A 25064-nucleotide genomic window follows, 5' to 3' on the forward strand; every position below is an offset into this window, starting at 1 on the left:
AAGGCGCGGGGAGACAACCTGACCGGCGATCTTCTTTCCTGGGAGCCCCCCAAGGTGGCGGCCGGCTTCGAAGCCGGCGCGATCCGCGGCTCGCGCCTTTCCTCGCAAATCAGCCAGGCGGTGGCGCTGGCACTCAAGTCCTCGCCGATGTCGCGGGCGGAGATCGCGGCGGCGATGAGCGCCGAGCTCGGCTACCAGGTGAGCGAGAACATGCTGGCGAACTATGCCTCGGAAGGGGCGGAGGCGCACAGGATCACGCTGGAGCGCTTCATCGCGCTGATCGACGTGACGGGGTGCACGGACCTGCTCGGCTTCGTGGCGGAGCGCTTCGGCAAGGTGGTGATCGACACCAAGTACCAGGCGCTCATCAACGTGCACCTGGCCGAGGAAGCGGAAGCGAAAATCCAACGGTTCAAGGCGGCCGAAAAGGCCAAGTGGGGAGCGATCTAGGCCGATGAACGCGCAGGCTCCAATCCAGGTTCAAATGTGGTTCACGGCACAGGAGATCGCCGAGGCGGCGAAGGCCGGAGAATTGCCGGGGCTGCCTGCAACGAAGCGTGGCGTCAACGACCTGGCCGACCGAGAGGGCTGGCACCGCTACCACGCCCAGGTGAGATGCGAGACGGGGCGCGGCGGGACGATCACGCGCTACCACCTGGACCTGCTGCCGCTGGATGTCAGGCTTTGCTACCTGTCGCGGCGCGTCGGGCCGGCGCTGACGATGACGGGCGGAGACGGGCCTGGCAGCGGCAAGGCACAAGCGCAGCCGACCCTTGCCGCCGCCGGGAACCTTACCGAACGCGAACGGCTGAACCGCGACGCCAGGATGTGCATCGTCCGGCTGGCGGACAGGTTCCGGGCGATGCTCGATCTCGGCGCGCTCGCCTCGGATGCCTATTTCGCGGATCTCTACAATTCCGGCCGCATCCCCTTGCCAGATTGGGCGCAAGGCGTCGTCAGGCGGGTTTCAGCGCGCACGCTGATGCGCTGGCGCGAGAAGGTGAAGTTCCAGGGCAGCGCGGCGCTGGCCTGCGACCGCTCGAAGGCGAAGAAGGATACCGGGCTGCTGGAAACCGCCGAGGGCGGTCGGCTGCGCGCCTTCGTGCTGGCGTGGATCTTCAAGAACCCGGCTCTCTCGGCCGGGACGTTGCGGGACTATTGCGAAGACGAGTTCGGCGGCCAGATCGCCGACCGGCATGGCGAGCTGAAACCGCTGCCGCCGGTGCGGACGTTCCAGCATTTCATCAGGAAGCTGAGGCAGGAAGAACGGGTCGTGATCCTGAAGAACACGAACCCGGACAAATACCGCTCGACCATGGCGATGCGCGGTACCGGCGCCTATCGGTGGGTCAAGGAGCCAAACCAGCTCTGGCAGATCGACGCCTCGCCGGTCGATGCACTTTGCACGGACGGCCGCCATTCGATGTATGCCTGCATCGATCTCGCCACCCGCCGACTGGTCATCACCCTGTCGAAGACGCCACGCGCCTCGGCTGTCGGCCTGCTGATCCGCAAGGCGGTGATCCAGTGGGGCGTGCCGAAGACGATCAAGACGGACAACGGCTCGGACTTCAAGGCGCAGGCCACGCAGCGCCTGTTTTCCGATCTTCATATCGAACAGGACGTGTCGCGGGCCTACAGCCCGACCGAGAAGGGGCATGTCGAGCGCGTCATCGGCACATTCCAGCACAATTTCGCACCGCAGCTGCCGGGCTATGTCGGCCACGACGTGGCGGAGCGCAAGGCGATCGAAGGCAAGAAGGCGTTTTCGGAACGCCTTGGCGCGGATGACGCGGAGCTGTTCGGGGTGGAACTCACCGCCGCCGAGCTGCAAGCCATCATCGACGAGTGGCTGGAGGTCTACTACCACGAACGCCCGCATGGCGGCCTGAAAGGCGAGTTGAAGGGCCTTTCGCCCAACCAGGCGGCGCAACGCTCGACAACGCCTGTCGCACGCGTCGACGAGCGCGCACTGGACGTGCTGCTGATGCCGCTCGCCGGCAAGGACGGCCGCCGCCGCATGACGGCGCAGGGCCTGAAGATCGACCACGTCTACTACAGCTCGCCGCTGATCCTGCCGGGCACGGACGTGATCGTGCGGCTCGATCCGATCGACATGGGCAAGGTCTACGCCTTCTCGGCCGAGGACGGCAGCTTCCTGGATGCGGCCGTGTGCCCGGAATTGCGCGACATCGACCGCACCGAGTTCGTGAAGGCGCAAAAGGCGATGGCGCGCGAGATGCTGGCCGAGCGCGAGAGGGAGGCGAAGGCCGAGCTTCGCGAGCTCGGCAAGGGGCCATCGGGCATCGAGCGCACGCTCAGGCTCTATCGCAAGAAGGCGGACGAGAAAGAGGCCGCCAAGGCGAATGTCGTCGCGCTGCCGAAGCGCGAGGAAGAGCACGTCACGCCGGCGATCGAGGCGGCGAAGGAAGCGTCGGTGCTGCCGCTGAAGCCGGCATCGCCCGCGCCGATCGACGACAGGACCCGGTCGATCCACGAGGAGCTGCTGCGGGAATGGGAGGCCGGCAACGCCAGGGTGACGGCCGAGGACCTGGCCGAGGTCGAGGAGATGCTGGAGCGGGCGGAGGCGTTCAAGAACGTGGTGCCGATCCGGCAGAACCAACCACTCAACGAGGCCGGCCAGCGCTTCTACCGGGCAATCCAGCTGGAGATGGCGATCGCCAGCGGACGTCAGGCCGAGATCTCAACCGAGGAGCTGCGCTGGCTGGGGCATTACCAGCGCACGCCGCAGTACCGGACCAATGTCGACATCATGGAGGTGTGGGGGCTCGAGCACGCCGTGCGGATCGCCCACTAAAAGGAAAAGGCCCCGCGGGAACGGGGCCAAGGCAATTCACTCACATCACTGAAAGGGCAGATTGATGGGGCTTAACATGGATGTCAATAGCGGAGATACGGCGCCGATCAGGAACGTCAGCGCCTGCATGACGCTGGTCCGGTCGCTGCAGGACCGTCACCCGCTGCAGCCGAACCTCGGCGTGTTCGCCGGCTTCTCGGGCTACGGCAAGAGCGTGGCGGCGCTGTTCGTGCAGAACAAGACCGATGCGGCCTATGTCGAGGTGTCCGACACCTGGACGAAGAAGAAGCTTCTGACCTCCATCCTGGCAGAGCTCGGCCGGCCGGCGGCGAGCGGCACCCTGGCGGACCTGGAAGACGAGATCATCGCCATCCTGGCGCGCGATCCGAGGCGGCCGCTCATCATCGACGAGGCGGACAAGCTGGTCGATCGCAAGATGATCGAGCTGGTTCGGATGATCGCCAAGAAGAGCAACGTGCCGGTGCTGCTGATCGGCGAGGAACTGTTTCCCAAGAAGCTGGAGGGCGTCGACCGGTTCCGCGACCTTGTGCTGACGATGGGCTATGCGCAGCCGTGCGATCTGAACGATACCCGGGTGCTTGCGCGCACGCTCTATCCGCAGATCGCGATTGCCGACGATCTGCTCGACAAGGCGCGCTCGGAGGCAGAGGGCCGGGTCCGCCGCATCGGCAACACGCTGCACGCGATCGCGATCGAGGCGAACGTCCTCGGCGTCTCCCGGATTGGCCTCGACGAGTATCGGGCCGGCCGGGGCTACTTCTCGCGCGGTCACCTGCCGTCGCGCCGGGAGGCTGCGTGATGGGGATCGTCCTGAAGCTGAGCCTGGCCAAAGGCACTTCTCCCAAGCGCGGCATCGATCATTTCTGGAGCGTCATCCAGGCGCACGAGCTGGCGGGCGAGACATTCACGCGCGGCGACATCTTGCGCATGTCGAATGCACGGCGCCGGGACGTGGACGATTTCTTCGGCCGGCTGGAAAAGGCCGGCCTCGTCGAGAAGGTGGGCGAGCGGGGGCCGCGACCGGAAGCCGTCTACCGGGCCACGGTGCGCCAGACCGCCACGCCGCGGGTGCGCCGGGACGGAACGGTGATCGAGAGCGCCGGCAAGCAGAAATGCATGTGGAACGCGATGCGCTCCGGCGCGCATCGGCAGGGGTTCACCGCGCAGGATATCGCGCTGTGGGGGTCGACCGACGAAACCGCGATCAGCCTCGCTTCAGCGCAGGCCTACATCAAGGCCTTGTCCAAGGCCGGCTACCTCATCCCGCTGGTCAAGGGCAAGCCCGGCGCACCCGGCATCTGGCGGCTGGCACCGGACATGAACACCGGACCTCTGCCGCCGATGATCCTGCGGACCAAGGTGGTGTTCGACCAGAACCGGCATGAGCTGGTCGGTCCTGTCGAGACCGAGGAGGTGTCGTCATGAGCGCCGCTTCCGGCAACCGGCCCGACAACGTCGCCAAGGCCCGGTTGGCTTGGGGCGCGACGATCCCAGAATGGATCATCGTGCTGGCGGAGGCCTGCAATCGCGAGAGCCAGGCGGCCGTCGCGCGCAAGGTCGGCTACTCAGCCTCGGCCGTCAGCCAGGTGCTCTCCAACAGCTACCACAATGGCGACATCGCCCGCTTCGAGCAGGCCTCGCGCGGCGCGCTGATGTCCGAAACGGTGACATGCCCGGTCATGGGCGAGATGGCGCGCAACGTCTGCCTTTCGTGGCAGCGCAAGCCCTTCGCCACGACGAACGCCCATCGCGTGCGGATGCATCAGGCATGCCGGACGGGTTGCCCGCATTCCCTGATCAAGGGAGGCGGCGATGCTGAGTGAAGATATCCGGACGCTCCGACAGTTCATCGACGAGCACGTGAGCCGCGACGGTTCGCTGTTCCTGTCGCCGGCGCTCACGGAGCTGGCGAAGTTCGCGCTTGCCGACATGGTCCGCTGCGCGCGCGCCCTTGAGACGGCACAGGTCAGCGGACCGGCCAGGATCACGGAAGCCGACCTCGCGTCAGGGCGGGTTGCCCGGCTTCCTGTGGTGCCTCGGCCAAGACTGGCAACCGGTCCTGGCAACGGGAGTTCGGCATGAGGCCCTGGAGCTATGACGACATAGCGCGAGCGGTCGGCTTCCGGACGCTCGGAGAGAAGGACTGGTGGATAGCCGAGAGGCTTGGCCGGAAGATCCACGACGTATCGCGGACGATCGACAAGGCGCTGGTACTCGAAGCGACCGAAGACCTGCCGCCTTCACCCGCCCCGCCATCGCCCGCTTCGCCGCCGGCCACGCCTTCGCCCGCGCCGGTGACCGCATCGCCACGGCGCCACCAGGAAACGGTACGGCCCCGCGTCGTGTTCCGGAAATACCGCGTCAGCCCGCACCTGGACCTCATCCTGGCGGCGGAAGCCGGCCAGCGGAACTCAGGAATGCTCGGCGACCCGGGACCGGGCCGTTCCGCCCTCGATCAACGCAAATCAGGAGAAGCCAGGTGAGCGAGACACACACCACGATGTGGGATGACGAAATCGTCGAAGTGGGTGGCAAGTCCTACCTGCGCGACGCCAAGGGCAATCTCGTGCCCGTCGAAGCCATCAAGCCCGAACACAAGCTTGAGGACGAGACGGTGCGCAAGATCATGGCCTACGCCCGCGATCTCTCGGCGCAGATCTCCCGCTTCAAGCAGCACACATTCGACGATCTGTCGGCCTTCGAGGCGCTGCTGGCGCAGGAATACGGCGCGGCCAAGGGCGGCGCGAAGGGCAACAAGACCTTCATGAGCTTCGACGGGCTGATGAAGGTGCAGGTGCAGGTCGCCGACTACATCGACTTCGGGCCGCAGCTGCAGGTCGCCAAGGGGCTGATCGACGAGTGCCTGAACGAATGGGCGGCCGACAGCCGGCCGGAGATCCGCGCCATCGTCACCCGCGCGTTCAACACCGACAAGGCCGGCCAGATCAACCGGTCCGAGATCTTCATGCTGCTCAGGCTCGATATCGCGGACGAGCGGTGGCTGAAGGCGATGGAGGCGATCCGGGCGGCGATGCGCGTGGTCGGATCGAAGACCTACGTGCGCTGCTACGAGCGCGACACACCGGACGGCCAATGGCAGCCCGTCACGATCGACCTGGCACGAGCGTGAGGGGGGCGACGATGGCATTTCTCTATAGCGCAGTGTCTGGTTCTGAGGTCGGCAACAAACTAGCTCGTGATCCGGAACTTTTCGCGGAAGTGCTGAATGAAGTTCAGGATTTCCACGGCGATGATCCAACCGATCGCTTCATTCAAGATCTTGCCGAGGCTTCGAACGAGAAACTCTCGGAATTCCTTCGCATGCTCGCCGATCGCATTGAATTCGAGAAGGGATCGACGCCGTGAGCGATCTCAAAACCCTCCGCGACCAGGTGGCGAAAATGCTCGACGACGCCATGCGAAAGGCCGGGGACCGCAAGGACGATCCTGCCGCCTGGCATGTCCGCGATCGCAACGAGATGAACAACCTCGCACGGCGCCTGAAATCGTGCTTCGACGCCAAGATCAGCGACAGATGGGACGGTGTGGCCGTCACGATCGGCGGGATCCGTGCGACCAGCACCATGGGCCTGAGAGGCGCAGTGCGCAACTGGGTTCAGGCCGCCGACCGACACATCGGAGCTGGGTCATGAGCGCGATCAAGATCGCCTTCCGCCAGGTTCTTGCTCCGTTTCCTTCCTCCCCTCAACGACAACAAGACGGCGGTCAGCGCCGCTTCCTCCCAAGACTGAAAGGAACCAGCATGCACAAACTCGTTTCCGCAGTTTCATTCGTTTTCGCGGTGTTGATCCTGCTTGGATCGGCAATCCCCGCGAGCAGCGCAATCGACTGCTCCCGCCCCGGGCTGCAGCAATTCTGCGCAGTGCACTACGGCATGCCCGGCACGGCCCGTGCGAGCACATACGTGAAACAGGACTGGCGGCCGCGCAACTTCAATCCTGAAGACCACCGGGAACCGAAAATTGCCGAAGGCTGGAGCGAGCCGAAAGCCGAAACCAAGACCGCCGGGGGATGGGGCAAGTAATTCCAGGGCGGCGAACGACGAGGGCCGGGCCTGGCTCAGCCAGGCCCCGTCCAGAATTGCTGACAATCATGAATAGACGGATCGAACCATGAAACAGACCGACAGCAATTTATCTCCACGAAGCCTGCGCCTTGATGAAGTTCACAAGGCAAACGCCGCCGCCCTGGAAGCTCGCATGGCAATGACGGAAGCCAAATCGGCTCGGGACGCCGCACAGCAGGTTTTCCAAAGAATGGACGCCATCTATGCGGATGCCCGTGATGAATACGAGCGCGCCGAGCAGGCCCTTGACGAAGCGTTTTTCGCCTGGGCCGAAGGTCAGGTGCGTGGGCTGCCGCAATGACCGGCGCAACGGAAAAGCACAGGGCACTTCTGGAGCGCGCCCTGGCGGAGCTTCGGCACACGCTGCGCTCGGACGTGGAATGCGCCTGCGAGCTGGAGCGCGACTGGGCCAACGAAATCATCCCGGTCCCCGGCACCTGCGACGAGATGATGGCCGACCTTTGCGAGCGCCAGCTCAACCTCGTGCGCGACATCCAGGCCGAAATCGGCGGTTTCGCGGAGCACCCCGAGCCGCAGTGGCTGGATGACCTGATCGACGGAAGGTGGAGCCTGACATGAGCGGCGTGCAGCGCATCGAGTTCGAGGATCGCGGCCAGGACTTCCTGTGGTGGGAGATCGATACGGAGACGGGCCGCATCCTCGGTTGCGGCCCTCACCAAGGCTGGCTTTGGGCCGACGGCGATCACCGTGTCGACCTGTCGACGATCGGCATTGGCCAGCGGCCGAGCTTTTATCACCGGCGCCGGATGGATGTCATCACATTAAAATATGTGATCGTCTCGGCCGGCCCTGCACCCGCGGGGGGGCGATGAGTTCTGATCTCTTCGGGAGGGCGCCGTCATGAGCGCCTATGCCAAGATCCATGTCGGCCTGAAGCAGCTCGGCATCGATGGCGACGACGCCCGCGATCTCTACGAGCGGGTGACCGGTATCCGGTCGCTGCGGGCGATGAGCCCGAAACAGCATGACGAAGTCATCCAGGAGCTCGGCCGGCTCGGCTTCGAGCGGTCTTCAAGCCGTCGTCGAACGCCGCTTGAAGGGCGGTTCGCGAAGAAACTCCAGGCACTCTGGATCTCCGCCTGGAACCTCGGCCTCGTCCGCAATCGCGACGACAAGGCGCTGATCGCTTTCGTCAGGCGGCAGACCGGCATTGATCACGTGCGCTTCCTCAGCAACGCACAGGACGCGCGGAAGGCTGTGGAAGCCCTCAAGGCCTGGATCGCCCGGGAGGCCGATGTGACGTGGCCGAAATTCCAGGACGGCCGCGCCGAGAAACTCGCCGTCATCGAGGCGCAGTGCCGGATCCTCGGCGTTCCGATCGGCAGCGAGATTTCGGCGGCCACGGACGAAACCTTGCTGGCGGCAATGCAGAGCTTCGGGCGCTGTATCAGGGCGGCAAAGGGCGATTGACATGGCCGGCTCCGCTCCCTTGCCGCTTCTGACATGGCGCGAGGATGCGGAGCTGGAACGATTGAGGGCGGAGCGGGCGGAACTGAGGCGGCGCATCGCCGAGCTGCCGAGAATGAGCCACCGGCGCATTGAGCTGACGGTCCGCCTCAAGGATCTGACGGCCCAGGAACTGAAATTGACGACGCGAACCGGACGGATGGAAGATGCCTGACGTACAGCCTCAGATCCCGGCAAACATCGCGCCTTATGTGGATGCGCTCGGCGTCGACGACACGATCAGGCTGCTGCTTGAGCTCGGAGGCTCGCAGATCCACCTGCCACGCGCCGGTACATCTTCCCGGTCGATGGCAGCAGGCTTGCTCGGCGCCGAAAAAATCGCCATGCTTGCAGCCGTGATGGGGCACGGCTACATCAAGGTGCCGCTCGGCAAAAAATGGATTGCCCAGGTCATGTTCGCGCGCGGCGAGAGCCTGAACGCCATCGCGAGGACCGTTCGATCCGACGTGGCGACCGTGCGCCGCTGGCAGCTGAACGACGCGCTTCAGCTCGATCTCTTCTGATTTCTCCCGCCTCCAAGGTCGCTCCACCCGCGCGCCCGCGTGGATGAACCCTTCCCGCGAAACCTGCCAGATTTGATCCAGGATCAGCGCCGGCCCCGCACTTCGTCATGGGCCGGCGCGCGGCTTAATGGCGGGGCTTCGGATGAAGAAGAACTTCCCAAGATCGCTGGCGTTCACGCTGAGCTTCGAGGGCGGCTACGTGGACCATCCGAAAGACCCGGGCGGCGCCACGAACAAGGGCATCACGCTTGCGACCCTGCGCCTTCACAAGGCGGGCGCCACCAAGGCCGACCTCAAGGACATCCGGGGCGATCTCGTCAATCGGATCTATCACGACGACTACTGGGAGCGTACCGGGTGCGACACGCTTGCCTCCGGCGTCGACGGGGCGGTGTTCGACTATGCGGTGAATTCCGGTCCGGCCGCCGCGCGCAAGAGCCTGATGGCCGTCATCGGCGGTCCCGACCACGAAACGGTCCGCAAGCTCTGCGCCAGGCGGCTTTCCATCTACCGGACGTTCAAGCACTGGGCGACCTTCGGCAAGGGCTGGACGCGGCGCGTCGCCGAAGGCGAGGCGCTGTGGACCAGGTGGGCACTGGCCGAGAAATCCGACGTTGCCGAGGTGATCGTTGCGCTTGAGGACAAAGGCAGCAAGGCAAAGGGGACTTCGCGGCAGCAGGGGGCGGCCGGATCCGGCGCGGCGGCAAGTGCGCCGGCCGCTCCGGTAGCCGCCCCGGTCGACATGGACGCGCTCGCCGCGATCGCGGTCGCGGGTGTCACCGTCGCCTTGATCGCGCTCGCCGCCTGGCTGCTCTGGCGCGCGCATGTCAACCGGCTCAGGGCTCGGGCCTACGCCACGCAAGCGGAGAGAGCGATATGAGCATGATCGTCGGCATATTGGCCGGGGTCGCCTCCAAGGTCGGAGCCGAGCTTGTCGGCCGCGTCCTGGGCGAGCGCTTCGGAGAGGCGGGCGGACGCCTGGCGGAAACGGTGGTGAGCGAGATCGCCGGCGTCCTTGGCGTCGAACCCGAAGAACTTCCGTCCGTCAACGGCGCGGACCTGGAAGAGGCGGTCGAGACCGTCGAGGGCCGAATGCCGGAACTGATAGCCTTGTGGTCCCGCGGCCTCGACGGCCAGTTCGCCCTGCTGCAGGCCGAACAGCGACAGGGCATCTGGCAGAGCGGCTGGCGCTGGGGCTGGATGTATCTGCTCGGCCTCATGTGGACGGTTCGCCTACTCATCGTGCCGGTTACCGATGCGATCGCGGGCACCGATATCGGCTCGCGCATGGACATGGGCGTGATGATGACGCTGACGTCCTGGTTCGTCGCGCTCTACATGGGCGGCCACACGCTGAAGAACCTCGGAGCCCAGGGCGTCGAGGCCATCAAGGCGATGAAGGGCAAGTGATGACACAGGCCGTCTATCGCATCGACCTGAACGACTTTCATCCTGACGGCCGGCGGAAGTTTTTCATGTTCGAATGCTCCTGCCGATCGCTCGCCGAGCTCAACCAGCGCCTGCAGGAAGAAAAGGTCGTCTACGGGCAGCGGCTCTACACCAGGCGCGCGGATACGCCAGGCGAATTCGAGGTTACCGGGCGCGACGAAGTGATCGTCGGCCGCGAGGCGATCTGGCAGGTCTCCACGCCCCGGCACCGCTATTTCGAGGTGGAGGGATGAAGGCGAGCGAGTTCGACAAGGAACTGGCGGAGCTGCGCGTCGAACAGGAGCGCGATGCGGCGATCGGCCGGATCCGCGCTTCCCTCGACCGGCCCGGCGCCACCACATGCCGGCGATGCGGCGACCCGATCGACGAACGCCGGCGCCAGGCGCTGCCATCGGCCGTCACCTGCATCGACTGTGCGAGCGAGGGCAAATGATCGAGGACATCCGCAACTGGTCGGCGGCCATCGCTTCACTCCTTGCAATCATCAGCATCTTCTACACCTGGCTGACTGCGCGATCGAAGGCGAACGAGCACACCATCGGCAAGCACGAGCGCAAGCTCATCGAGCACGACCGCCGCATCCAGACGCTGGAAAGCGATGTGGGCCACCTGCCGCCAAAAGACGATGTGCATGAGCTGCGCATAGCGCTGGAACAGGTTCGGGGTGCGCTCGGGAGGCTTGAGGAAAGCCACCTTGGCGTTACCCGGGTCGTGAACCGGATCGAGATCTTCCTGCTCGACGGAGGGAAAGAACGTTGAAAGAGGGATATCGCGACTACCTGGAGCGGCATGGTCGCCTGGTGATCCTCGAGGCCATCGCCCGCGAGTTCAACGGTCACCTGCGCGAGGATCTGATCCAGAAGGCGCTCGACGTCTATCTGGTGTCGCGCTCCATCGAATGGGTGAGAACGCAGCTGCGCAAGCTGGAGGAAATCGGCGCGGTCAACCTGGAAGAGGATGGCGGCAAGCTGATCGCTGGCCTCGCCCAGGCCGGACGGGATCACCTGGAACGGCGCGCGCCGCTGGACGGCGTGGCATGGCCCGAGGACGGGAGATAGGTCAATGGTCGCTCCCGAGGCCGGCGGACGGCGTGAAGGTCGCGGACGGTTGTCGACCATGGAAATGCTGCCTGAAGAGGCGGACGCCGACCTTGCCTGGGTCAACCAGGAACTGCGGGACGGCAAGCGGCCGCAGGTCGCCATCCTGGCGGAGTTCAACGCCCGGCTGGCGGATCTCGGCATAGGCTCGATCTCCAAGGGAGCCTTCAGCCGCTATTCGGTCCGCAAGGCTCGGCAGTGGCGCGAATACGACGAGCGCTTGCGGCTGTCCACTGCGCTCGCCGAAGCGATGGGGCCTGACGGCGCCGACAAGATGACCGTCGCGATTTCCGAACGCATCAAGATGGCGGCCGACGAGCTGCTTTCCAGGGGCGATCTGTCGGCCAAGGAGATCAACGCGCTGGCGAGCGCCAACCGCGCCGCCATCACCGCGCAGCGGCACTCGGCCGAGCTGCGGCGATTGCTGCAAGCCGAATTCGACGAGCGGATGAAGAAGGCGGCCGAGGATGTGGCCGAAGTCGCCAGGAAGGCGGGCGTCTCGCAGGAGACCATGGCGGAGATCAACCGACGCCTGATGGGGGGGGCCTGATGGGGCGCGCGCGCATCATCCCCGCCAATCGCGGTGCGATCTTCCTGCCCTATCAGGCACGCTGGGTGCAGGACAATTCCCGGCTGAAGCTGATGGAGAAAGGTCGCCAGATCGGCCTTTCCTGGTCGACGGCCTATGCCACGGTTTCCCGCACCGCGCTCGCCGCCGCACGGCACGATCAATGGGTTTCCTCGCGCGACGACATCCAGGCGCGTCTATTCCTCGAGGACTGCAAGCTTTGGGCGGGCAATCTGGAACTCGCCGCGCGCGATCTCGGCGAACAGGCCGTCGACCCGGACGGCAAGACAAGCGCCTATGTGCTGCGATTTGCCAACGGCCGGCGCATCCATTCGATGAGCTCCAATCCGGATGCCCAGGCCGGCAAGCGCGGCGGCCGGGTGCTCGACGAATTCGCGCTGCATCCCGATCCGCGAAAGCTGTGGTCGATCGCCTATCCCGGCATCACCTGGGGCGGTTCGATGGAGGTGATTTCGACGCATCGCGGCTCGCACAACTTCTTCAACAGCCTGGTCAAGGAATACCGGGACGGCGGAAATCCAAAGAAGATCAGCCTGCACAGGGTGACGCTCGAGGACGCACTGAACGACGGCTTCCTGTGGAAGCTCCAGCAGTCGCTGCCGGAAGACGACGAACGCCAGGAGATGGACGAAGCCGCCTATTTCGACTGGGTGAAGAGCGGCGCGGCCGACGAGGAAAGTTTCCTTCAGGAGTACATGTGCCAGCCGGCCGACGACGATGCGGCCTTCCTGGAATATGACCTGATCGCGGCCTGCGAATACGCCGCCGATGCCGACTGGCGCAAGATCGAGGGCGGCGAGCTCTTCGCCGGCATCGATATCGGCCGCAAGCATGACCTGACGGTCATTTGGGTGCTGGAGCGCCTTGGCGACGTGCTCTATACGCGCCATGTCGAGGCGCTCAAGAACATGAGCAAGGCTGAGCAGGAGAAGGTGCTCTGGCCCTGGATCGAGCGTTGCGTTCGCACCGACATCGATGCGACCGGCCTTGGCATCGGCTGGTCCGATGACGCACAGAAGAAATTCGGTCCCTACAAGGTCGAGGCCGTGACCTTCACCGCGAAGGTCAAGGAAGCGCTCGCCTATCCGGTGCGCGGGCACATGGAAGACAGGCGGTTGCGCATTCCCTATTCGCCGCCGATCCGCGCAGACCTGAGGTCCGTGACCAAGCAGGTCACCTCGGCCGGCAACATCCGCTTTACGGCCGAGCGCACGCCGGACGGCCATGCTGACCATTTCTGGGCACTGGGGCTCGCCATAGAGGCCGCCGGCGGCGCGGCCGGCGGACAATGGCGCCCGCTTTTCGGCCAGATCGGCCAGGCGCAGGAAAGCCCGATCGACAAGGATTGGATCCCGGCATGAACTGGTTTTCAAAGGCTCTTCAATCGCTGCGCCATCCGCCCAGGCCGAGCCTGTGGCAGGGGCTCCTGAAAGGCACGCGCTACGATTATCGCAAGGCAGTCGGCGACGGACTGGACACGTCCGTGGTGACTGCGCCGGTCCAGTGGATCGGCCGCGCGCTGCCGGAGGCGCGGCTGACGGTGACAAGCCGCCGCGGCCGCCAGGTGACGGAGATCTCCGAGCACGGCGCCCTGCAACTGATCCGCAGGCCAAACGCTTATTACGGCGACATCGCGCTGTGGATGGCGACGGTCTTTTCCTTCTGCCTGGACGGCAACGCCTACTGGATCAAGCTTCGCAACGGTGCCGGGCGGCCCGGCGAGCTCTGGTATGTGCCGCATTGGACGATGGAGCCCTTCGGTTCGGATGACGGCGAGAAGTTCATTTCGCACTACCGATATACGCCCGGCGGGGGCCTGCAACCGATGCGGCTTGAGGCCGAGGAGGTCGTGCATTTCCGCCATGGCCTCAATCCGCGCAATCCGCGCAAAGGCCTGTCGCCGCTCGACGGCGCGATCCGCGAGATCTTCATGGACCTGGAGAGCTCGAATTTCGTGGCTTCGCTCCTGCGCAACATGGGCGTGCCAGGCGTGGTGATCTCGCCGAAGAGCGGCGGCGCGGTGGCGGTCGAGGATGTCGAGGCAACCAAGTCGTGGTTCCAGGAAGCGTTTGGCGGCGACCGGCGCGGCGGGCCGCTGGTCATGGGAGCGCCAACCGACGTCACGCCCTACGGCTTCAACCCTCAGCAAATGAACATGTCGGAGGCGCGCGACGTGGCGGAAGAACGGGTCTGCGCCTGCCTTGGCATTCCTCCCGCTATCGTGGGCTTCGGCGCCGGCCTGCAATCGACCAAGGTCGGGGCGACCATGACGGAGATGCGCAAGATCGCCTGGCACAACGGCGTCCTGCCGCTGGCACGAATGTTCTCCGACGAGATCGAACGCTCGCTGCTGCCGGATTTCGGCGAGACGCGCGGCCTGACGATGTGGTGGGACACATCGGAAGTGCTTGCCCTTCAGGATGACGAGGACAAGGAAACGGAGCGCTGGAACAAGCGGGTGCAAGGCGGCTGGGCCATGGTGGCGGAGGCGCGCGCGGCCGCTGGCCTGGAAGTCGACGATAGCCACCGCATCTATCTGCGGCCGTTCTCTTCGGTGGAGGTGCCGGCCGGCGCCCCGCCGCGCACCGTTGAAGACGAACCGAAGCGGATCAGACAAAAAGCCCTGGCTTCGCCGGCGGCGCAACGGGTCGGCCGGGCTTATCTGAGCATCCTGGCACGCCAGGAAGGGCCGCTCGCGGTAACCTTCGAAGGCCGGTTGAAGGCATTCTTCGAGCAATTCGCGAGGGAGGCTTCGTCGGCAGCGCTGCCATTTCTTGAGGAAGAGGACCTGGCGCCAAAGTCACGCGCGTCGAAGTCACGCGGGGCGGACGGGACCAAGGCCGACGAGCTGCTGATCGCGAGGATCCTGGAGGCGCTCGGCATCGGTGTGCATCAAACCACGTTCCGCGGCCTCTACGAGGCGTATTACCTGGAAGTGGCGCGCCAGGTGGCGGAGGCGGCGGAGCTCGCGGGGATAGGCGGCAGCCTGCCGGATCCGGTTGCCCGTTCGATCGTCGGCTTCGGCGGCCGCCGCGCCGGCCTGGTCGATCTGTCGGCCCAGACGCGCCAGGCGCTCTTCGATGCGCTCGCGGAAGGGCGGGCGCAGGGCGAAGGCGCGACGCAGCTAGCCGCTCGCATTGCCGATCACGTCGGCAGCGGTCCCTGGTCGAATGCCGACACGCGCGCCCGCACGATCGCCCGCACCGAAACCAAATATGCGCAGAACATTTCGACGATCGAGCGCGCCAGGGCCGCCGGCGTCGAGCGCTTCATCGTCTTTGACGGCCGCCTGGGGCCGGGCCGGTCCCTGCCAAGTCACATCGCCCGCAACGGATCGATCGTCACGGCGGCCCAGGCTGCGCAGATGGCGCAGGACGAACATCCGAACGGAACCCTGTCCTTTGCCCCCTATTTCGGGGACCAGGACGAAGAGGAGCAGGACACATGAAGATCGAGACCAAGGGCCTTACGGTCGAAAAGATGGACGGGGAAGGCCGTGGCCTCGCCCGTATCGCCACGCTGTCGGCGATCGATCATGACGGCGACACCTATCTGCCCGGCGCCTTCTCGTGGAAGGAAGGCGGGATCCAGTGGGTGCCGATCCTGCCGGCGCACGATCGGCGCGCCATGCCGCTCGGCAAGGCTCGGGTTTATGAGGAAAACAACGCGGCGCTCGCCGAGATCCATCTGAACCTCGGCTCGGATGCCGGTAGGGAATGGCACTCGACGCTGAAATTCGACCTGGAGAACGGCCAGGCCGTGCAGGAATGGTCCTACGGCTTCGGGGTGATCGACGCTCAATACGAAAGCCGCGACGGCGAGCGCGTCCGCGTGCTGAAGCGTCTCGACGTTCACGAGGTTTCGCCCGTGGTACGCGGCGCCGGCATCGATACCGCAACGCTTGGCCTTAAGTCGCGCGGATCCTTCGCCGTCCAGATCGAGAGCGTGCTGGCGGAGATCGACGACATCGTCGGGCGCGCCGGCGGCCTGAAGGCTCTCAGGGAGGCGGACGGCCGGGGTCTTTCCAAAGCGAGGATCGACCAGCTCGCCAACCTGAAAGGCAAGCTCGAGGAGCTCATCGCTTCAGGCGCTCCCGAAACCGATCCTGCCGAGCAGCTGGCGGTGAAGCATCTCACCGCCTCGGCCCGGCGCCGCCTTGGCCTGTGAGGGCGTGTTTGAAGCGCGAGGAGGAAATCGACAGAGAAGGCCGCTGAGAGGCGAAACGAGGCTGTTACGGGGCATTCGCCATTTTTCGACAAGACGCCTGCTCAGCGCCTTAAATGGAGCTCTAAATTCGAAATTACGGGGGTATTATCGTTTTGTTGCCCCCGGTTTTCGCAGGCTTGCTTCCGGGTGCTTTTGCAAGGGCCGAGACGTCGGGAGAAAATATGAGCGCCAACGTTCCGACCAAGCGTGAATACCACGGCGTAGTCGCTGAAATCAACAACGAGTGGCGATTGGTCAATCTTGGCGTCAGATGGGCGGTGCAACGGAACAACGGAGATGTGTCCAGACCATGGCGCACCGTCGCCGGGTCTCATCGCCGCGATGGCCTCGCCCATTTGGTGGAGCGCCTGACCGGCGCGACCGCCGAAAGTGTCTCAGGCCTTCACGCTCTGCCGGATCTGCATCCCGGCCATGTCGGCCGTCCCGCCGGAAAAAGAAGCGACGAGTACGGCGGTGTGGTTTGCCTGCTCGGTGCCGAGTGGCGCTTGATCGAAGAGCCAGGCGTCCCTCAGTGGACGTTGCAGCGCTGTTACAAGTCTGGTTGGCGTGACGTGAGCTATTCGCGCAGAAAAGACCAGATTGAACGCCGATTGCTTCAGGCTTGCGGATCAATTGATGAAGCTGCCATAAAAGCGTTGCGAGCGCTGCCCGATATCCATCCCGGCAATCGCCGAAAGTCGAACTGATAGCTCCTGAGCCTTCACCCGCGCGGCCGCGCGGATAGTCCGACCCTCCTCCTTTCTCCTAGTCTCGACCTCATGCAATGCCCCGCGCCGGCCGCGGGGCGGATTTGCAGCACGAGAGGCCGCGCGCGGGCGCGTCGGCGGACGTTCCACCGACAATGGAGGGGTCGAATGACCACCCTGAAAGAAGTCCGCGAAAAGCTCGCGGCAAAGCAGACCGAATTGCACAAGGTGTTCGAGGAGGCCGAGGTCACGACCGACAGCGGCCAGAAGAGCTACGACTTCAACAAGGTCACTTGCCTCGGCAAGGACGTGAAGGGCTCGATCGCCGTGGCCGAGAAGGTCAAGGCGATGGATGACGAGCTGAACGATCTCGCCTCGCAGGCCGAAAAGCTCGAAACGGCCGAAAAGGCGGCGAGCGCGCTTGCTGATCGCGAGAAGGTGCGCGGCCGCCTCCCCATTCCGGGTGCAAAGGACGAACAGGCCAGGAGCCGGGTCAAGAGCCTGGGCGAGCTCGTGGCGGCCGAGAAGGCCTATGCCGAGTGGGTGAAGCACGGCACGCCCAACGGCATCAACTTCTCCTACGAGGACTTGCTGCCGTCCGACATGCTGGCCAAGGGCGCCGTATTCGAGACCCTCGGCTCCAAGGCGCTTCTGGAGACCGGCGCAGGCTTCGCGCCCGAAAGCATCCGCCTTCCCGGGTTCGTCGAAGGCGCCACGCGCCCGCTGCAGCTCATCGACATCATCCCGATGTCGACCACGGGTCAGGCGGCGATCAAGTACATGGAGGAAACCACCCGCGCCCACGCCGCGGCCGAGAAGGCCGAGGGCGCGGCCTATGCGGAAAGCACCTTCGTATTCACGGAAAAGACGTCGCCGGTGGTCAAGATCACCGACAGCATTCCGGTGACCGACGAGCAGCTGGAAGACGTGCCCCTGATGCAGGGCTACATCAACTCGCGGCTGACCTTCGGCATCCGCCAGCGACTGGACGGCCAGGTGCTGGTCGGCGACGGCGCCGGCGCCAACCTGCGCGGCCTGAAGAACGTCGTCGGCATCCAGACCCAGGCCAAGGGCGCGGATCCGGTGCCGGACGCCTTCTACAAGGCAATGACGAAGGTCCGCGTCACCGGCCGGGCGATCCCGACCCATCACGTCATGCATCCGGAAGACTGGCAGGGCGTGCGCCTGCTGCGCACCGTCGACGGCGTCTATATCTGGGGCTCGCCCTCGGAGGCCGGGCCTGAGCGCCTCTGGGGCCTGCCGGTGGTGCAGCAGGATGCGGACGCAAAGGGCACCGGCTATGTCGGCTCCTTCCAGCCTGCCTGGATCAGCTTGTTCGAGCGCAAGGGCGTCGACATCCAGATCGGCTATGTCGGCACCCAGTTCAACGAGGGCAAGCGCACGGTGCGCGGCGACATGCGGGCGGCCTTCGTGGTGTTCCGCCCGGCCGCCTTCTGCTCGGTCACCGGCCTCTAAGCCACAACCCGCGGAGCGCCCGCCCGGAAGTCGAGAGTACCGGGCGGGCATTCGGCCGCAACAGGAGATCACCATGCCAACGATTTCCGGATTTTCGAGGCCCGTGGGCTGTGCCCTGATCCCCGGCGGGCCGGTGGGCGAGCATGAGGTGCCCGGCGCGCTCTCGCCTGGCGACACCCTGCTTTCCGTTGAACACATCACCGAGGGCACGCCGCCGACCCGGGTGGATCGCACCGCAGAATTCTCGATCACCGCTGGCAAGGCCGGCGTCATCGAAAACACCACCACCGACACCACGGGCGATTTTCTCCACGTCCTTTGGGCAAGGTCCGAGTAGGAGGGCGCCATGCAGGCGAAAGAACGTCTTTATCTGACCAAGGACAAATCGAAGCTCGTCGGCGAAGGCGATCTACGCGCCGCTTTCCTTTATGCCGCGCCTGGCGACGAGATCCCGGCCTCGGCCGTGGAGCGTTTCGGCCTTGTCGACGGCAGCCTGGCGAAGGGCGGGAAGAAGCAATCCGCCCCGGCCGAGGACAAGGAACGACGCGGCCAGGAAGACAAGGGCGAGAAAGGAGAAGATCTTTCGGTGATCAAGGGCATTGGCGCGGCGGCGCAAGCCGCGCTGAAAGCCGCCGGCATCGACAGCTTCTCCGCCCTCGCGGCGGTCGATCCTGCGTCGCCGCCCGTGGTCAAGGGCCTGTCGCCGCGTGCCGACTGGCAGAGCTGGGTAACCCAGGCACGCGAGCTGATGAAGCCGCCGACCGGCTGATCGAGGAATACCAGGGCGAAAGCAACCGAGGGCAGCGCGGTCACACTTGCCGGAGATGGGGTGCCGGCGTGACTGGTCGGGAGTTGCGAGTAGGCGGCGCCGGGCCGCGGTCCCCGGCTGCAACGTCTGACGGGGGACGTGACAGCCGGGAGAGACCGGCACCTCAACCAAAGACCTGCGGGGTGAGCGGACATGCCTCTGATCGACCGGGTGAAGGAACGAACCGGATCCGACCTTTCCGACGCAGAGCTTGCCGCAATGATCGATGCGATCACGGCGGAGATCGAGGCCCGCTTCGGCCCGGCCGGACCGATCACGATCGAGCTCGGAGATCCGGTCGATCCCAATTCCCGCTTCAGAAGGGTGTTGCGCCTGCCAAGGGCGATGGACAGCGCGCAGCCGGCGACGATCGTCGAACTCGATCCAGCCAATTCCGGCCTCGCGGGCAACGAGGTGGAGCTCGCCGCCGGGGACTACCGCGTCCTGCATGGCGGGAGGACACTGCAGCGGCTGAACGGCGGGCCGAACGGCCGCGACTACTGGGCGCCGCTGGTTCGTGCCACTTATACCCCGCTTGGGGACCAGGCCGCGCGCGAGGAGGTGACGATCAAGCTCATGCAGCTGGATCTCTCCTATCGCGGCGGGCTGAGAAGCGAACGGGCCGGCGACTATTCATTCACACTCGGTAGTGCCGACGTTACCGAGGAGCGCGAGAAGCTTCTGGCGAGCCTCGGCCGAGAGCGCATGGTGATGGCATGACCGACAAGGCGATCCTGGCCAAAATTCGCAAGTGTCTCGCATTGGCTCAAAGCGCCAATGAGAACGAGGCGGCAATAGCACTCTCCAAGGCGCGTGAGCTGATGGAAGCTCACGGCGTCACGGAAGCGAAACTGGCCATGTCCGAAGTCGAGGAAGCCAGCGCTCGCGGCAATCGTTCCCAGCGGCCGCCTCGCTGGGAGACTATCCTGTCAAACGCCGTTTGCCGCGCGCTTGCCGTCGAGTGCTTCTTAAACGCGGATGGCGATCGCACCTTTGTCGGCCGCGGCGCGGTACCGGAAATCGCTGCATACGCATTCGCAGTGCTGTTTCGCCGACTGAAGGGCGCACGAGCTGGCTATATCCGTTCGCATCTGAAGCGCTGCAAGCCCGGGCGCAAGCGGCTTCGCGCGGACATATATTGCGAAGCCTGGACTGCGGCCGTCTACGTGAAGATCTCCGCCCTGTTGCCGGAGCCGCAACCGGATGCCCTGGTCGCCCTTTACCTGGCTGAGCGGCACCCGAACCTGGTCCCGGTCAAGAGCCGTATCGCTCAACCTAAAGGAGGCGGCGTCGAAAGCGACTTTCTACGCGGTCGGCATGCGGGAAGTTCGGTCGAGCTGAATTCGGGTATCGGGAGCGGGATCGACCAGCCGCTGGCGCTCACATGATCGCCGGCCGCCTGACCATGCGAGCGATGGTGGAACGCAACGTGGCCGCGGGCAGCGATGCCTGGAACAATCCGGTCGCTCCCGAATTCCAGCCGCTTGCCGTCGTCAAGTGTTTCGTCTGGTCGAGGCTTTCCCAGGAGATCGTCGACGGCGACAAGACGGCGATGGTCGAGGACATGCGGGCAATGTTCCCGCTCGCCGCCGATGTCGACGAGAAGGACGAGATCTCGGCCGTCACCGATGCGCGCGGCAACGTCATCATTGCGGGCCGGCTGCGCATCGAAGGCCCGGTCCAGCGCAAGCACACCCATCTTGAAGCGGCGTTGAAGAGGATCCGCTGATGCAGATCTGCATGATCGAAGGCGCAACTCGCATCGTCGGCAAGAGCCAGGGATATCTCGGCTTGCCCATTCGCGACGAGGCGGTGAGCTGCAACGTCAATGGGGATGGAACGCCGGCAATGGTTACAGCCTGGCAGCCGACGCCGGCAGAACTCGCCGCCCTCAACGCCGGCGCTTCCGTGCATGTACGTATCCTGGGCACGGTTCCGCCACCCATGATGGTCAGTGTGGGGCCGGTTCCAAGCGATGTCTGAACGCCTGCGCTGCATTGTTCCCTGTTGCCGGAGAACACGAGGCCAACACAAATGCGAGCGGGCGTTCAGAGCCGATGAAGAATGGATTTGTGGGCCGCACTGGCTGGCGTTGCCCAGATACATGAGGCGAAGATATTCGGCTCTTCATCGGCGGTACCGGCGGCACTTCGGCGACAACGCATATTGGACGTTTCCCGCCGGGTCGGATCAACGAAAGAAAGCCTTGCGACTTGATCGCCTCATGCGAACGGCCTGGCGGCTCTGCAAACGCGCAGCGATCGAACGAGCAATGGGGATTTGATGCCGGGCAAGACGAAATCCCTGAAGTGGTTCGGCAAGGCGGTCACCGCGAAGATGCGAGCCGCGCAGCAGACCGGCGTCAACCAGACGATGGCGGCGGCCGCCGCCGAGGCGAAGCGTAATCACGACTGGCAGAACCGGACCGGCGTGCTGGAAGGTGCGATCGACATCGTGCGCTTCGCCGAGCCGGTGACGGACGGGGTGCGCGGCACCTGGGGCGCGCGCGACGTGGCCTATGCGAGGATCCACGAGCTCGGCGGCACAATCAGACCCGTCCAGGCGAAGTTCCTGGCGATCCCGGTGTCGGCCGAGGCCGAGCGGGCGGGCAGCCCAAGGCGCATGGGCGAACTCGCCTATGCGCAATCCCTGAAAGGCCAGCCGCTTCTCGTCGACCGGAACAGCGGCGATGTTCACTGGATCCTGAAGACCGAGGTGAAGATCCCGGCAAGGCCATACCTGCGGCCGGCTGCCGACAAGGAATATCCGAAGCTCGCCCGCCGCATCAAAAAGGCCTTCGAACGGTCGGGCCAGGGCAGCTGAAGGCCCGGCTCTTGACGGCGCCGCCGGCTGCCGCGATGCTACGCCCGCCTCCCCGTATCGACATGACAACCGGCTTACCCGCGCGGCCGCGCGGATAGTTCGGACGCGCGCGCGCGGCTAGCCTCGCTCCATATCGCCCCAGCCTGGATGCGTCCGGCCGGGGCTTGGTTCAGGAGCTGGTGCGTGGCGGATCTCGTCGGTGCGATCATGAATGCCCTGCTGGCCGACGCGGCTTTCAATGCCGCTTCGCAAGGGCGCGTCTTCGCCGGCGAGCTGCCGCCCGCCGAGACGGCGTCCATGCCGCGTGCGGCGACGATGATCCAGCCGGCCGGCGGGGCGTCGATCGCGGCCGGAAGCTTCGTCGAGCACGATACGCAAAGGCTCGATCTCTTCTTCTACGGCGAGACGCCAAACCAGGCGAACGAGCTTGCCCGCGCCGGCCGTGACGTCCTCTCCAGGCTCCGCCGCGTCGTCGTTTCCGGCGTGCTCATCCACTGGGTCGAGCCGGCCGGCGGGTATTCCGCCGGGCGCGACCGCGACGGCAACTGGCCCGTCGCCTACCAGTCCTACCAGGTCTTTTCCGCCCTCAAGGAGGTATCCTGATGCCCGCACCGTTCGAAATCATCGCGGCGCCCTTCACGCTCTACTACGCGCCGCTCGGCGAGGCCTTCCCGGCGCTCGACGCCGTTCCCGCCGGCGGTTGGGTGCAGATCGGCACCTCCGGCGACCTCTCCTACGATCCGGAGGGTGTCACCATCAACCACAGCCAGAGCGTCAACGCGGTGCGGCCGCTCGGCGCCACCGGCGCGGTGAAGGCCTTTCGTACCGAAGAGGATCTGACGATCGCCGCGACGCTGTGGGACGTGACGCTGGAGCAATACCGCCTGGCGGTGAACAGCAACGCGGTCGCCACGACCGCGCCTGGCGTCGGCACCCAGGGGTTCAAGGCGCTGAAGCTTTACCAGGGCGACCAGGTCACGACCATGGCCCTCCTGGTGCGCGGCGTGTCGCCCTATGGCGACGGCCTGGCCGGGCAATACGAGGTTCCGTACTGCTACATGTCCGGCTCCCCGGAGGTGCAGTACCGCAAGGGTGAGCCTGCCGGCCTGGCACTCGAATTCTCCGCTCTGGTCGACCCTAACGCGGCAAGCGAGGACGATCGTTTCGGGCGGCTGATCTTCGGCAACGCGGCCGCGCTGCCGTAGGCCCGCATCCGACCGATCACTCTGAAAACTTCACACCGCATCAGGAGCGCGCGCATGGGCAGCGAGCCGACCAGGTCCGAACCGATCCTGGACCTTTCGACATTGATCGAGCGGCCAAGGATCCGCATCGACGGCAATCTTTACGAGATCCGCTCTCCCGACGAGCTGAGCCTGATCGAGAGCCATTTCTTCGCGTTGAAGGGGCAGGAGATCGACCGGCTGACGAAGGCCGGCAATCAGGGCGAGGAGCTCGCCGAGCTCATCCGCGACGTGGTGCGCAAGGTGGTGGTGGAGCTGCCTTCCAAGGTGCTTTCGCGGCTGTCGGAGGCGCACATGCTGGCGATCGTCGAGGTTTTTACCGGGCTCCTGCTGCGCCGGAGGCTGGGGTTGGCGGGAGCGATCGCGAAGGCGGGCCAGAAGACGAGGAACGAGGCGGCGCCGGAAAGCGCGCAAGACGGGGCTGGACAGTCGACTGGGGCGAAGAACTTCCCCGCCTCCAGCGCTTCTACGGCGGAGACCCCGAGTGGTGGTTCGCCCATGCGCCGGCAGCGGTCGTAAGGGCTTACCGGGTCATGATGCCGAGGATCGCGGCCGAGGAACAGCTTATGGCGATCAACGCGGTCGCGCTCGGGTCCGGGCGTATCGAAAAGCGGGAAACGCGGCGGTCGATCGAGCGGCTTGAACGCATGGCGCGGGGCGAGCGGCAGGCGGCGGCGAAAGCGACACCCCAGATGCTGGCGATGATCGGGATTTCGGTGAAGATGCCGGGTATGGGCGGAGGCGAAAGTGGTTGAACGTCTCGGCGAGGCGCTGCTCGACCTCTCGACCAGCGACAAGGGCTTCAATCAGGGGATCAGGCAGGCCCAGACAAGGGCCGAAGGCCTCGGCCAGGCGCTCGACACGGTGGCGGCCAGGAGCCAGGCTGTCGGGACGGCGCTTGTGGCCGGCGCAGGCCGGGCCGGCGGCGCCGTCCAACTCACCACACAGCAACTGGCGAACATGCAGTTCCAGCTGCAGGACATCGCCGTGGGCCTGGCAAGCGGGCAAAGCCCGTTCACGGTCATCGCGCAGCAGGGCTCGCAGATCGCGCAGTCGTTCCGCCAGGGAACGACCGTTCTTCAAGCGCTGCGCGCGGTCGGACAGGGACTGACGACGTTCCTGCTCAATCCGCTCAATCTGGCTGTGGTGGGCTTCGGCCTGGCGGCGACCGCGGCAAGCGCCCTGTTCTCGACGATTTTCGACAGCGGCGAGGATGCGGAAAAAAGGATCAAGAAACAGGAAGAGGCGGTGCGCGCCCTGGACGAGGCGCTCGTCGGCACCATCCCTCAGCTCAGGGAGTTCATCAAGGAACAGGAGCGCCTGGGCCTCATCCAGGCGGCCGAGACGAGCTTCGAGGTGCTGCGCGCCAATCAGATCGATCCGCTTCGCGAGGCGGTGCGCGACCTCCAGGTTGAATTCGCCGACACAGTGCTGCTGCTCCAGGACTTCGGGGCTGAGACGGAGGTGCTTTCCGAGCTGCAATCGGCCTTCGACAGGGCGACCGAGGCAGCGGCCGAAGGCAAGGATGCAAGCGAGGATTTTGCGCGGGCGCAGCAGATCGTCTTCGAGCTGATCGAGCAGACCGGTCTGCCATCGCTCGCCAGCTTCCAGATCAGCCTGAACGGCGTGGCCGAGCGAGCAAGGGCAGCGGCCGCAGCGATAGCCGGTCTCGGCTCCCAGCAGGAGGCGCTCGGGTCGAACCCGGCCGCAACAGGTGTCATCCGTGGCCTGGAGCAGGAAATCGACGC

41 protein-coding genes are annotated in these 25064 nt (G+C 65.4%); all 41 read left to right on the plus strand.

The genetic code is table 11. The features are described 5' to 3' along the window. Nucleotides 1–450: hypothetical protein (locus tag H2509_RS13385; protein ID WP_182166137.1), on the plus strand; the 450-nt coding region annotated here is incomplete at its 5' end. A gap of 4 nt (nucleotides 451–454) precedes the next feature. Next, entirely contained in the window at nucleotides 455–2818 is a 2364-nt protein-coding gene (locus H2509_RS13390) for a DDE-type integrase/transposase/recombinase (RefSeq protein ID WP_182164854.1), read from the plus strand. 76 nt (nucleotides 2819–2894) lie between these two features. Further along, on the plus strand, nucleotides 2895–3638 hold the full coding sequence (locus tag H2509_RS13395; RefSeq protein ID WP_182164856.1) for an AAA family ATPase: 744 nt from the start codon (nucleotides 2895–2897) through the stop codon (nucleotides 3636–3638). Further along, complete coding sequence (locus tag H2509_RS13400; protein WP_182164858.1) at nucleotides 3638–4264, plus strand: hypothetical protein; 627 nt, start codon at nucleotides 3638–3640, stop codon at nucleotides 4262–4264. The genes H2509_RS13395 and H2509_RS13400 overlap by 1 nt, the downstream gene beginning before the upstream one ends. Next, the gene (locus H2509_RS13405; RefSeq protein WP_182164860.1) at nucleotides 4261–4662 is read left to right on the plus strand and encodes a transcriptional regulator; all 402 of its coding nucleotides are present in this window, start codon (nucleotides 4261–4263) and stop codon (nucleotides 4660–4662) included. The genes H2509_RS13400 and H2509_RS13405 overlap by 4 nt, the downstream gene beginning before the upstream one ends. After that, a complete protein-coding gene (locus H2509_RS13410; RefSeq protein WP_182164862.1) occupies nucleotides 4652–4921 on the plus strand; it encodes a hypothetical protein in 270 nt (89 codons plus the stop codon). Before H2509_RS13405 ends, H2509_RS13410 begins: the two co-directional genes overlap by 11 nt. Next, on the plus strand, nucleotides 4918–5322 hold the full coding sequence (locus H2509_RS13415) for a hypothetical protein (RefSeq protein WP_182164864.1): 405 nt from the start codon (nucleotides 4918–4920) through the stop codon (nucleotides 5320–5322). The genes H2509_RS13410 and H2509_RS13415 overlap by 4 nt, the downstream gene beginning before the upstream one ends. 17 nt (nucleotides 5323–5339) lie before the next feature. Continuing rightward, nucleotides 5340–5969, plus strand: coding sequence for a DUF3164 family protein (locus tag H2509_RS13420; RefSeq protein ID WP_182164918.1), 630 nt, complete (start codon nucleotides 5340–5342; stop codon nucleotides 5967–5969). 11 nt (nucleotides 5970–5980) lie between these two features. Next, nucleotides 5981–6205, plus strand: a complete 225-nt coding sequence (locus tag H2509_RS13425; RefSeq protein WP_182164866.1) for a hypothetical protein — start codon at nucleotides 5981–5983, stop codon at nucleotides 6203–6205. Further along, a complete protein-coding gene (locus H2509_RS13430; protein ID WP_182164868.1) occupies nucleotides 6202–6492 on the plus strand; it encodes a hypothetical protein in 291 nt (96 codons plus the stop codon). Before H2509_RS13425 ends, H2509_RS13430 begins: the two co-directional genes overlap by 4 nt. Beyond that, entirely contained in the window at nucleotides 6489–6884 is a 396-nt protein-coding gene (locus H2509_RS13435) for a hypothetical protein (RefSeq protein ID WP_182164870.1), read from the plus strand. The genes H2509_RS13430 and H2509_RS13435 overlap by 4 nt, the downstream gene beginning before the upstream one ends. Nucleotides 6885–6972: 88 nt before the next feature. Then, entirely contained in the window at nucleotides 6973–7227 is a 255-nt protein-coding gene (locus H2509_RS13440) for a hypothetical protein (protein ID WP_182164872.1), read from the plus strand. After that, a complete protein-coding gene (locus H2509_RS13445; protein WP_182164874.1) occupies nucleotides 7224–7505 on the plus strand; it encodes a hypothetical protein in 282 nt (93 codons plus the stop codon). The genes H2509_RS13440 and H2509_RS13445 overlap by 4 nt, the downstream gene beginning before the upstream one ends. Continuing rightward, complete coding sequence (locus H2509_RS13450; protein ID WP_182164876.1) at nucleotides 7502–7759, plus strand: hypothetical protein; 258 nt, start codon at nucleotides 7502–7504, stop codon at nucleotides 7757–7759. The genes H2509_RS13445 and H2509_RS13450 overlap by 4 nt, the downstream gene beginning before the upstream one ends. A 28-nt stretch (nucleotides 7760–7787) precedes the next feature. Continuing rightward, on the plus strand, nucleotides 7788–8357 hold the full coding sequence (locus tag H2509_RS13455) for a regulatory protein GemA (protein ID WP_182164878.1): 570 nt from the start codon (nucleotides 7788–7790) through the stop codon (nucleotides 8355–8357). Nucleotide 8358: 1 nt separating this feature from the next. Then, a complete protein-coding gene (locus H2509_RS13460; RefSeq protein ID WP_182164880.1) occupies nucleotides 8359–8568 on the plus strand; it encodes a hypothetical protein in 210 nt (69 codons plus the stop codon). After that, nucleotides 8561–8917, plus strand: coding sequence for a helix-turn-helix domain containing protein (locus H2509_RS13465; RefSeq protein ID WP_182164882.1), 357 nt, complete (start codon nucleotides 8561–8563; stop codon nucleotides 8915–8917). The genes H2509_RS13460 and H2509_RS13465 overlap by 8 nt, the downstream gene beginning before the upstream one ends. A 142-nt stretch (nucleotides 8918–9059) precedes the next feature. Further along, nucleotides 9060–9797 carry a glycoside hydrolase family 108 protein gene (locus H2509_RS13470; RefSeq protein ID WP_182164884.1) on the plus strand — a complete coding sequence of 246 codons (738 nt, stop codon included), beginning with the start codon at nucleotides 9060–9062 and terminating at the stop codon, nucleotides 9795–9797. Continuing rightward, nucleotides 9794–10327, plus strand: coding sequence for a hypothetical protein (locus H2509_RS13475; protein WP_182164886.1), 534 nt, complete (start codon nucleotides 9794–9796; stop codon nucleotides 10325–10327). The genes H2509_RS13470 and H2509_RS13475 overlap by 4 nt, the downstream gene beginning before the upstream one ends. Next, nucleotides 10327–10599 (plus strand): hypothetical protein, encoded by a 273-nt coding sequence (locus H2509_RS13480; protein ID WP_182164888.1) that lies wholly within the window; start codon nucleotides 10327–10329, stop codon nucleotides 10597–10599. The genes H2509_RS13475 and H2509_RS13480 overlap by 1 nt, the downstream gene beginning before the upstream one ends. Further along, entirely contained in the window at nucleotides 10596–10799 is a 204-nt protein-coding gene (locus H2509_RS13485; RefSeq protein ID WP_182164890.1) for a TraR/DksA C4-type zinc finger protein, read from the plus strand. The genes H2509_RS13480 and H2509_RS13485 overlap by 4 nt, the downstream gene beginning before the upstream one ends. Then, nucleotides 10796–11125 (plus strand): DUF2730 family protein, encoded by a 330-nt coding sequence (locus tag H2509_RS13490; RefSeq protein ID WP_182164892.1) that lies wholly within the window; start codon nucleotides 10796–10798, stop codon nucleotides 11123–11125. Before H2509_RS13485 ends, H2509_RS13490 begins: the two co-directional genes overlap by 4 nt. Further along, nucleotides 11122–11424, plus strand: coding sequence for a VpaChn25_0724 family phage protein (locus tag H2509_RS13495; RefSeq protein WP_182164894.1), 303 nt, complete (start codon nucleotides 11122–11124; stop codon nucleotides 11422–11424). The genes H2509_RS13490 and H2509_RS13495 overlap by 4 nt, the downstream gene beginning before the upstream one ends. A 4-nt stretch (nucleotides 11425–11428) precedes the next feature. Next, on the plus strand, nucleotides 11429–12013 hold the full coding sequence (locus H2509_RS13500; RefSeq protein ID WP_182164896.1) for a phage protein Gp27 family protein: 585 nt from the start codon (nucleotides 11429–11431) through the stop codon (nucleotides 12011–12013). Continuing rightward, the gene (locus H2509_RS13505) at nucleotides 12013–13413 is read left to right on the plus strand and encodes a phage terminase large subunit family protein (protein WP_182164898.1); all 1401 of its coding nucleotides are present in this window, start codon (nucleotides 12013–12015) and stop codon (nucleotides 13411–13413) included. Before H2509_RS13500 ends, H2509_RS13505 begins: the two co-directional genes overlap by 1 nt. Beyond that, the gene (locus tag H2509_RS13510; RefSeq protein ID WP_182164900.1) at nucleotides 13410–15500 is read left to right on the plus strand and encodes a phage portal protein; all 2091 of its coding nucleotides are present in this window, start codon (nucleotides 13410–13412) and stop codon (nucleotides 15498–15500) included. The genes H2509_RS13505 and H2509_RS13510 overlap by 4 nt, the downstream gene beginning before the upstream one ends. Further along, nucleotides 15497–16219 carry an HK97 family phage prohead protease gene (locus H2509_RS13515; RefSeq protein WP_182164902.1) on the plus strand — a complete coding sequence of 241 codons (723 nt, stop codon included), beginning with the start codon at nucleotides 15497–15499 and terminating at the stop codon, nucleotides 16217–16219. The genes H2509_RS13510 and H2509_RS13515 overlap by 4 nt, the downstream gene beginning before the upstream one ends. Before the next feature lie 221 nt (nucleotides 16220–16440). Next, nucleotides 16441–16965, plus strand: a complete 525-nt coding sequence (locus H2509_RS13520; RefSeq protein WP_182164904.1) for a hypothetical protein — start codon at nucleotides 16441–16443, stop codon at nucleotides 16963–16965. A gap of 168 nt (nucleotides 16966–17133) precedes the next feature. After that, nucleotides 17134–18441 carry a phage major capsid protein gene (locus H2509_RS13525; RefSeq protein WP_182164906.1) on the plus strand — a complete coding sequence of 436 codons (1308 nt, stop codon included), beginning with the start codon at nucleotides 17134–17136 and terminating at the stop codon, nucleotides 18439–18441. Nucleotides 18442–18514: 73 nt separating this feature from the next. Continuing rightward, the gene (locus tag H2509_RS13530) at nucleotides 18515–18778 is read left to right on the plus strand and encodes a hypothetical protein (protein WP_182164908.1); all 264 of its coding nucleotides are present in this window, start codon (nucleotides 18515–18517) and stop codon (nucleotides 18776–18778) included. 9 nt (nucleotides 18779–18787) lie between these two features. Continuing rightward, complete coding sequence (locus H2509_RS13535) at nucleotides 18788–19210, plus strand: hypothetical protein (protein WP_182164910.1); 423 nt, start codon at nucleotides 18788–18790, stop codon at nucleotides 19208–19210. A gap of 192 nt (nucleotides 19211–19402) precedes the next feature. Beyond that, nucleotides 19403–19969, plus strand: a complete 567-nt coding sequence (locus tag H2509_RS13540; protein WP_182164912.1) for a hypothetical protein — start codon at nucleotides 19403–19405, stop codon at nucleotides 19967–19969. Continuing rightward, nucleotides 19966–20637, plus strand: a complete 672-nt coding sequence (locus H2509_RS13545) for a DUF2786 domain-containing protein (protein ID WP_182164914.1) — start codon at nucleotides 19966–19968, stop codon at nucleotides 20635–20637. The genes H2509_RS13540 and H2509_RS13545 overlap by 4 nt, the downstream gene beginning before the upstream one ends. Beyond that, nucleotides 20634–20978 (plus strand): hypothetical protein, encoded by a 345-nt coding sequence (locus H2509_RS13550; RefSeq protein WP_182164916.1) that lies wholly within the window; start codon nucleotides 20634–20636, stop codon nucleotides 20976–20978. Before H2509_RS13545 ends, H2509_RS13550 begins: the two co-directional genes overlap by 4 nt. After that, nucleotides 20978–21232, plus strand: a complete 255-nt coding sequence (locus tag H2509_RS13555) for a hypothetical protein (RefSeq protein ID WP_182166138.1) — start codon at nucleotides 20978–20980, stop codon at nucleotides 21230–21232. Before H2509_RS13550 ends, H2509_RS13555 begins: the two co-directional genes overlap by 1 nt. Before the next feature lie 300 nt (nucleotides 21233–21532). Then, a complete protein-coding gene (locus H2509_RS13560; RefSeq protein ID WP_182166139.1) occupies nucleotides 21533–22072 on the plus strand; it encodes a phage morphogenesis protein in 540 nt (179 codons plus the stop codon). A gap of 183 nt (nucleotides 22073–22255) precedes the next feature. Beyond that, on the plus strand, nucleotides 22256–22675 hold the full coding sequence (locus H2509_RS13565; protein ID WP_328805081.1) for a DUF3168 domain-containing protein: 420 nt from the start codon (nucleotides 22256–22258) through the stop codon (nucleotides 22673–22675). Beyond that, complete coding sequence (locus H2509_RS13570) at nucleotides 22675–23277, plus strand: hypothetical protein (protein WP_182166132.1); 603 nt, start codon at nucleotides 22675–22677, stop codon at nucleotides 23275–23277. Before H2509_RS13565 ends, H2509_RS13570 begins: the two co-directional genes overlap by 1 nt. Before the next feature lie 54 nt (nucleotides 23278–23331). Then, the gene (locus H2509_RS13575) at nucleotides 23332–23835 is read left to right on the plus strand and encodes a hypothetical protein (RefSeq protein ID WP_182166130.1); all 504 of its coding nucleotides are present in this window, start codon (nucleotides 23332–23334) and stop codon (nucleotides 23833–23835) included. Nucleotides 23836–23849: 14 nt separating this feature from the next. After that, a complete protein-coding gene (locus H2509_RS13580; protein ID WP_182166128.1) occupies nucleotides 23850–24071 on the plus strand; it encodes a hypothetical protein in 222 nt (73 codons plus the stop codon). Continuing rightward, nucleotides 24064–25064, plus strand: a 1001-nt coding sequence (locus tag H2509_RS13585; protein ID WP_182166126.1) for a phage tail length tape measure family protein, incomplete at its 3' end; no start/stop codon positions are given. The genes H2509_RS13580 and H2509_RS13585, both read left to right, overlap by 8 nt.

Source organism: Stappia albiluteola, assembly GCF_014050225.1.
Taxonomy (GTDB): Bacteria; Pseudomonadota; Alphaproteobacteria; order Rhizobiales; family Stappiaceae; genus Hongsoonwoonella; species Hongsoonwoonella albiluteola.

What these genes read in the sequence shown, in the direction of transcription:
- H2509_RS13390 (WP_182164854.1), top strand. Translation starts at nt 455, where the DNA reads ATGAACGCGCAGGCTCCAATCCAGGTTCAAATGTGGTTCACGGCACAG.
- H2509_RS13395 (WP_182164856.1), top strand. Translation starts at nt 2,895, where the DNA reads ATGGATGTCAATAGCGGAGATACGGCGCCGATCAGGAACGTCAGCGCC.
- H2509_RS13400 (WP_182164858.1), top strand. Translation starts at nt 3,638, where the DNA reads ATGGGGATCGTCCTGAAGCTGAGCCTGGCCAAAGGCACTTCTCCCAAG.
- H2509_RS13405 (WP_182164860.1), top strand. Translation starts at nt 4,261, where the DNA reads ATGAGCGCCGCTTCCGGCAACCGGCCCGACAACGTCGCCAAGGCCCGG.
- H2509_RS13410 (WP_182164862.1), top strand. Translation starts at nt 4,652, where the DNA reads ATGCTGAGTGAAGATATCCGGACGCTCCGACAGTTCATCGACGAGCAC.
- H2509_RS13415 (WP_182164864.1), top strand. Translation starts at nt 4,918, where the DNA reads ATGAGGCCCTGGAGCTATGACGACATAGCGCGAGCGGTCGGCTTCCGG.
- H2509_RS13420 (WP_182164918.1), top strand. Translation starts at nt 5,340, where the DNA reads ATGTGGGATGACGAAATCGTCGAAGTGGGTGGCAAGTCCTACCTGCGC.
- H2509_RS13425 (WP_182164866.1), top strand. Translation starts at nt 5,981, where the DNA reads ATGGCATTTCTCTATAGCGCAGTGTCTGGTTCTGAGGTCGGCAACAAA.
- H2509_RS13435 (WP_182164870.1), top strand. Translation starts at nt 6,489, where the DNA reads ATGAGCGCGATCAAGATCGCCTTCCGCCAGGTTCTTGCTCCGTTTCCT.
- H2509_RS13440 (WP_182164872.1), top strand. Translation starts at nt 6,973, where the DNA reads ATGAAACAGACCGACAGCAATTTATCTCCACGAAGCCTGCGCCTTGAT.
- H2509_RS13445 (WP_182164874.1), top strand. Translation starts at nt 7,224, where the DNA reads ATGACCGGCGCAACGGAAAAGCACAGGGCACTTCTGGAGCGCGCCCTG.
- H2509_RS13450 (WP_182164876.1), top strand. Translation starts at nt 7,502, where the DNA reads ATGAGCGGCGTGCAGCGCATCGAGTTCGAGGATCGCGGCCAGGACTTC.
- H2509_RS13455 (WP_182164878.1), top strand. Translation starts at nt 7,788, where the DNA reads ATGAGCGCCTATGCCAAGATCCATGTCGGCCTGAAGCAGCTCGGCATC.
- H2509_RS13460 (WP_182164880.1), top strand. Translation starts at nt 8,359, where the DNA reads ATGGCCGGCTCCGCTCCCTTGCCGCTTCTGACATGGCGCGAGGATGCG.
- H2509_RS13465 (WP_182164882.1), top strand. Translation starts at nt 8,561, where the DNA reads ATGCCTGACGTACAGCCTCAGATCCCGGCAAACATCGCGCCTTATGTG.
- H2509_RS13470 (WP_182164884.1), top strand. Translation starts at nt 9,060, where the DNA reads ATGAAGAAGAACTTCCCAAGATCGCTGGCGTTCACGCTGAGCTTCGAG.
- H2509_RS13475 (WP_182164886.1), top strand. Translation starts at nt 9,794, where the DNA reads ATGAGCATGATCGTCGGCATATTGGCCGGGGTCGCCTCCAAGGTCGGA.
- H2509_RS13480 (WP_182164888.1), top strand. Translation starts at nt 10,327, where the DNA reads ATGACACAGGCCGTCTATCGCATCGACCTGAACGACTTTCATCCTGAC.
- H2509_RS13485 (WP_182164890.1), top strand. Translation starts at nt 10,596, where the DNA reads ATGAAGGCGAGCGAGTTCGACAAGGAACTGGCGGAGCTGCGCGTCGAA.
- H2509_RS13490 (WP_182164892.1), top strand. Translation starts at nt 10,796, where the DNA reads ATGATCGAGGACATCCGCAACTGGTCGGCGGCCATCGCTTCACTCCTT.
- H2509_RS13500 (WP_182164896.1), top strand. Translation starts at nt 11,429, where the DNA reads ATGGTCGCTCCCGAGGCCGGCGGACGGCGTGAAGGTCGCGGACGGTTG.
- H2509_RS13505 (WP_182164898.1), top strand. Translation starts at nt 12,013, where the DNA reads ATGGGGCGCGCGCGCATCATCCCCGCCAATCGCGGTGCGATCTTCCTG.
- H2509_RS13510 (WP_182164900.1), top strand. Translation starts at nt 13,410, where the DNA reads ATGAACTGGTTTTCAAAGGCTCTTCAATCGCTGCGCCATCCGCCCAGG.
- H2509_RS13515 (WP_182164902.1), top strand. Translation starts at nt 15,497, where the DNA reads ATGAAGATCGAGACCAAGGGCCTTACGGTCGAAAAGATGGACGGGGAA.
- H2509_RS13520 (WP_182164904.1), top strand. Translation starts at nt 16,441, where the DNA reads ATGAGCGCCAACGTTCCGACCAAGCGTGAATACCACGGCGTAGTCGCT.
- H2509_RS13525 (WP_182164906.1), top strand. Translation starts at nt 17,134, where the DNA reads ATGACCACCCTGAAAGAAGTCCGCGAAAAGCTCGCGGCAAAGCAGACC.
- H2509_RS13530 (WP_182164908.1), top strand. Translation starts at nt 18,515, where the DNA reads ATGCCAACGATTTCCGGATTTTCGAGGCCCGTGGGCTGTGCCCTGATC.
- H2509_RS13535 (WP_182164910.1), top strand. Translation starts at nt 18,788, where the DNA reads ATGCAGGCGAAAGAACGTCTTTATCTGACCAAGGACAAATCGAAGCTC.
- H2509_RS13540 (WP_182164912.1), top strand. Translation starts at nt 19,403, where the DNA reads ATGCCTCTGATCGACCGGGTGAAGGAACGAACCGGATCCGACCTTTCC.
- H2509_RS13545 (WP_182164914.1), top strand. Translation starts at nt 19,966, where the DNA reads ATGACCGACAAGGCGATCCTGGCCAAAATTCGCAAGTGTCTCGCATTG.
- H2509_RS13550 (WP_182164916.1), top strand. Translation starts at nt 20,634, where the DNA reads ATGATCGCCGGCCGCCTGACCATGCGAGCGATGGTGGAACGCAACGTG.
- H2509_RS13555 (WP_182166138.1), top strand. Translation starts at nt 20,978, where the DNA reads ATGCAGATCTGCATGATCGAAGGCGCAACTCGCATCGTCGGCAAGAGC.
- H2509_RS13560 (WP_182166139.1), top strand. Translation starts at nt 21,533, where the DNA reads ATGCCGGGCAAGACGAAATCCCTGAAGTGGTTCGGCAAGGCGGTCACC.
- H2509_RS13570 (WP_182166132.1), top strand. Translation starts at nt 22,675, where the DNA reads ATGCCCGCACCGTTCGAAATCATCGCGGCGCCCTTCACGCTCTACTAC.
- H2509_RS13575 (WP_182166130.1), top strand. Translation starts at nt 23,332, where the DNA reads ATGGGCAGCGAGCCGACCAGGTCCGAACCGATCCTGGACCTTTCGACA.
- H2509_RS13580 (WP_182166128.1), top strand. Translation starts at nt 23,850, where the DNA reads ATGATGCCGAGGATCGCGGCCGAGGAACAGCTTATGGCGATCAACGCG.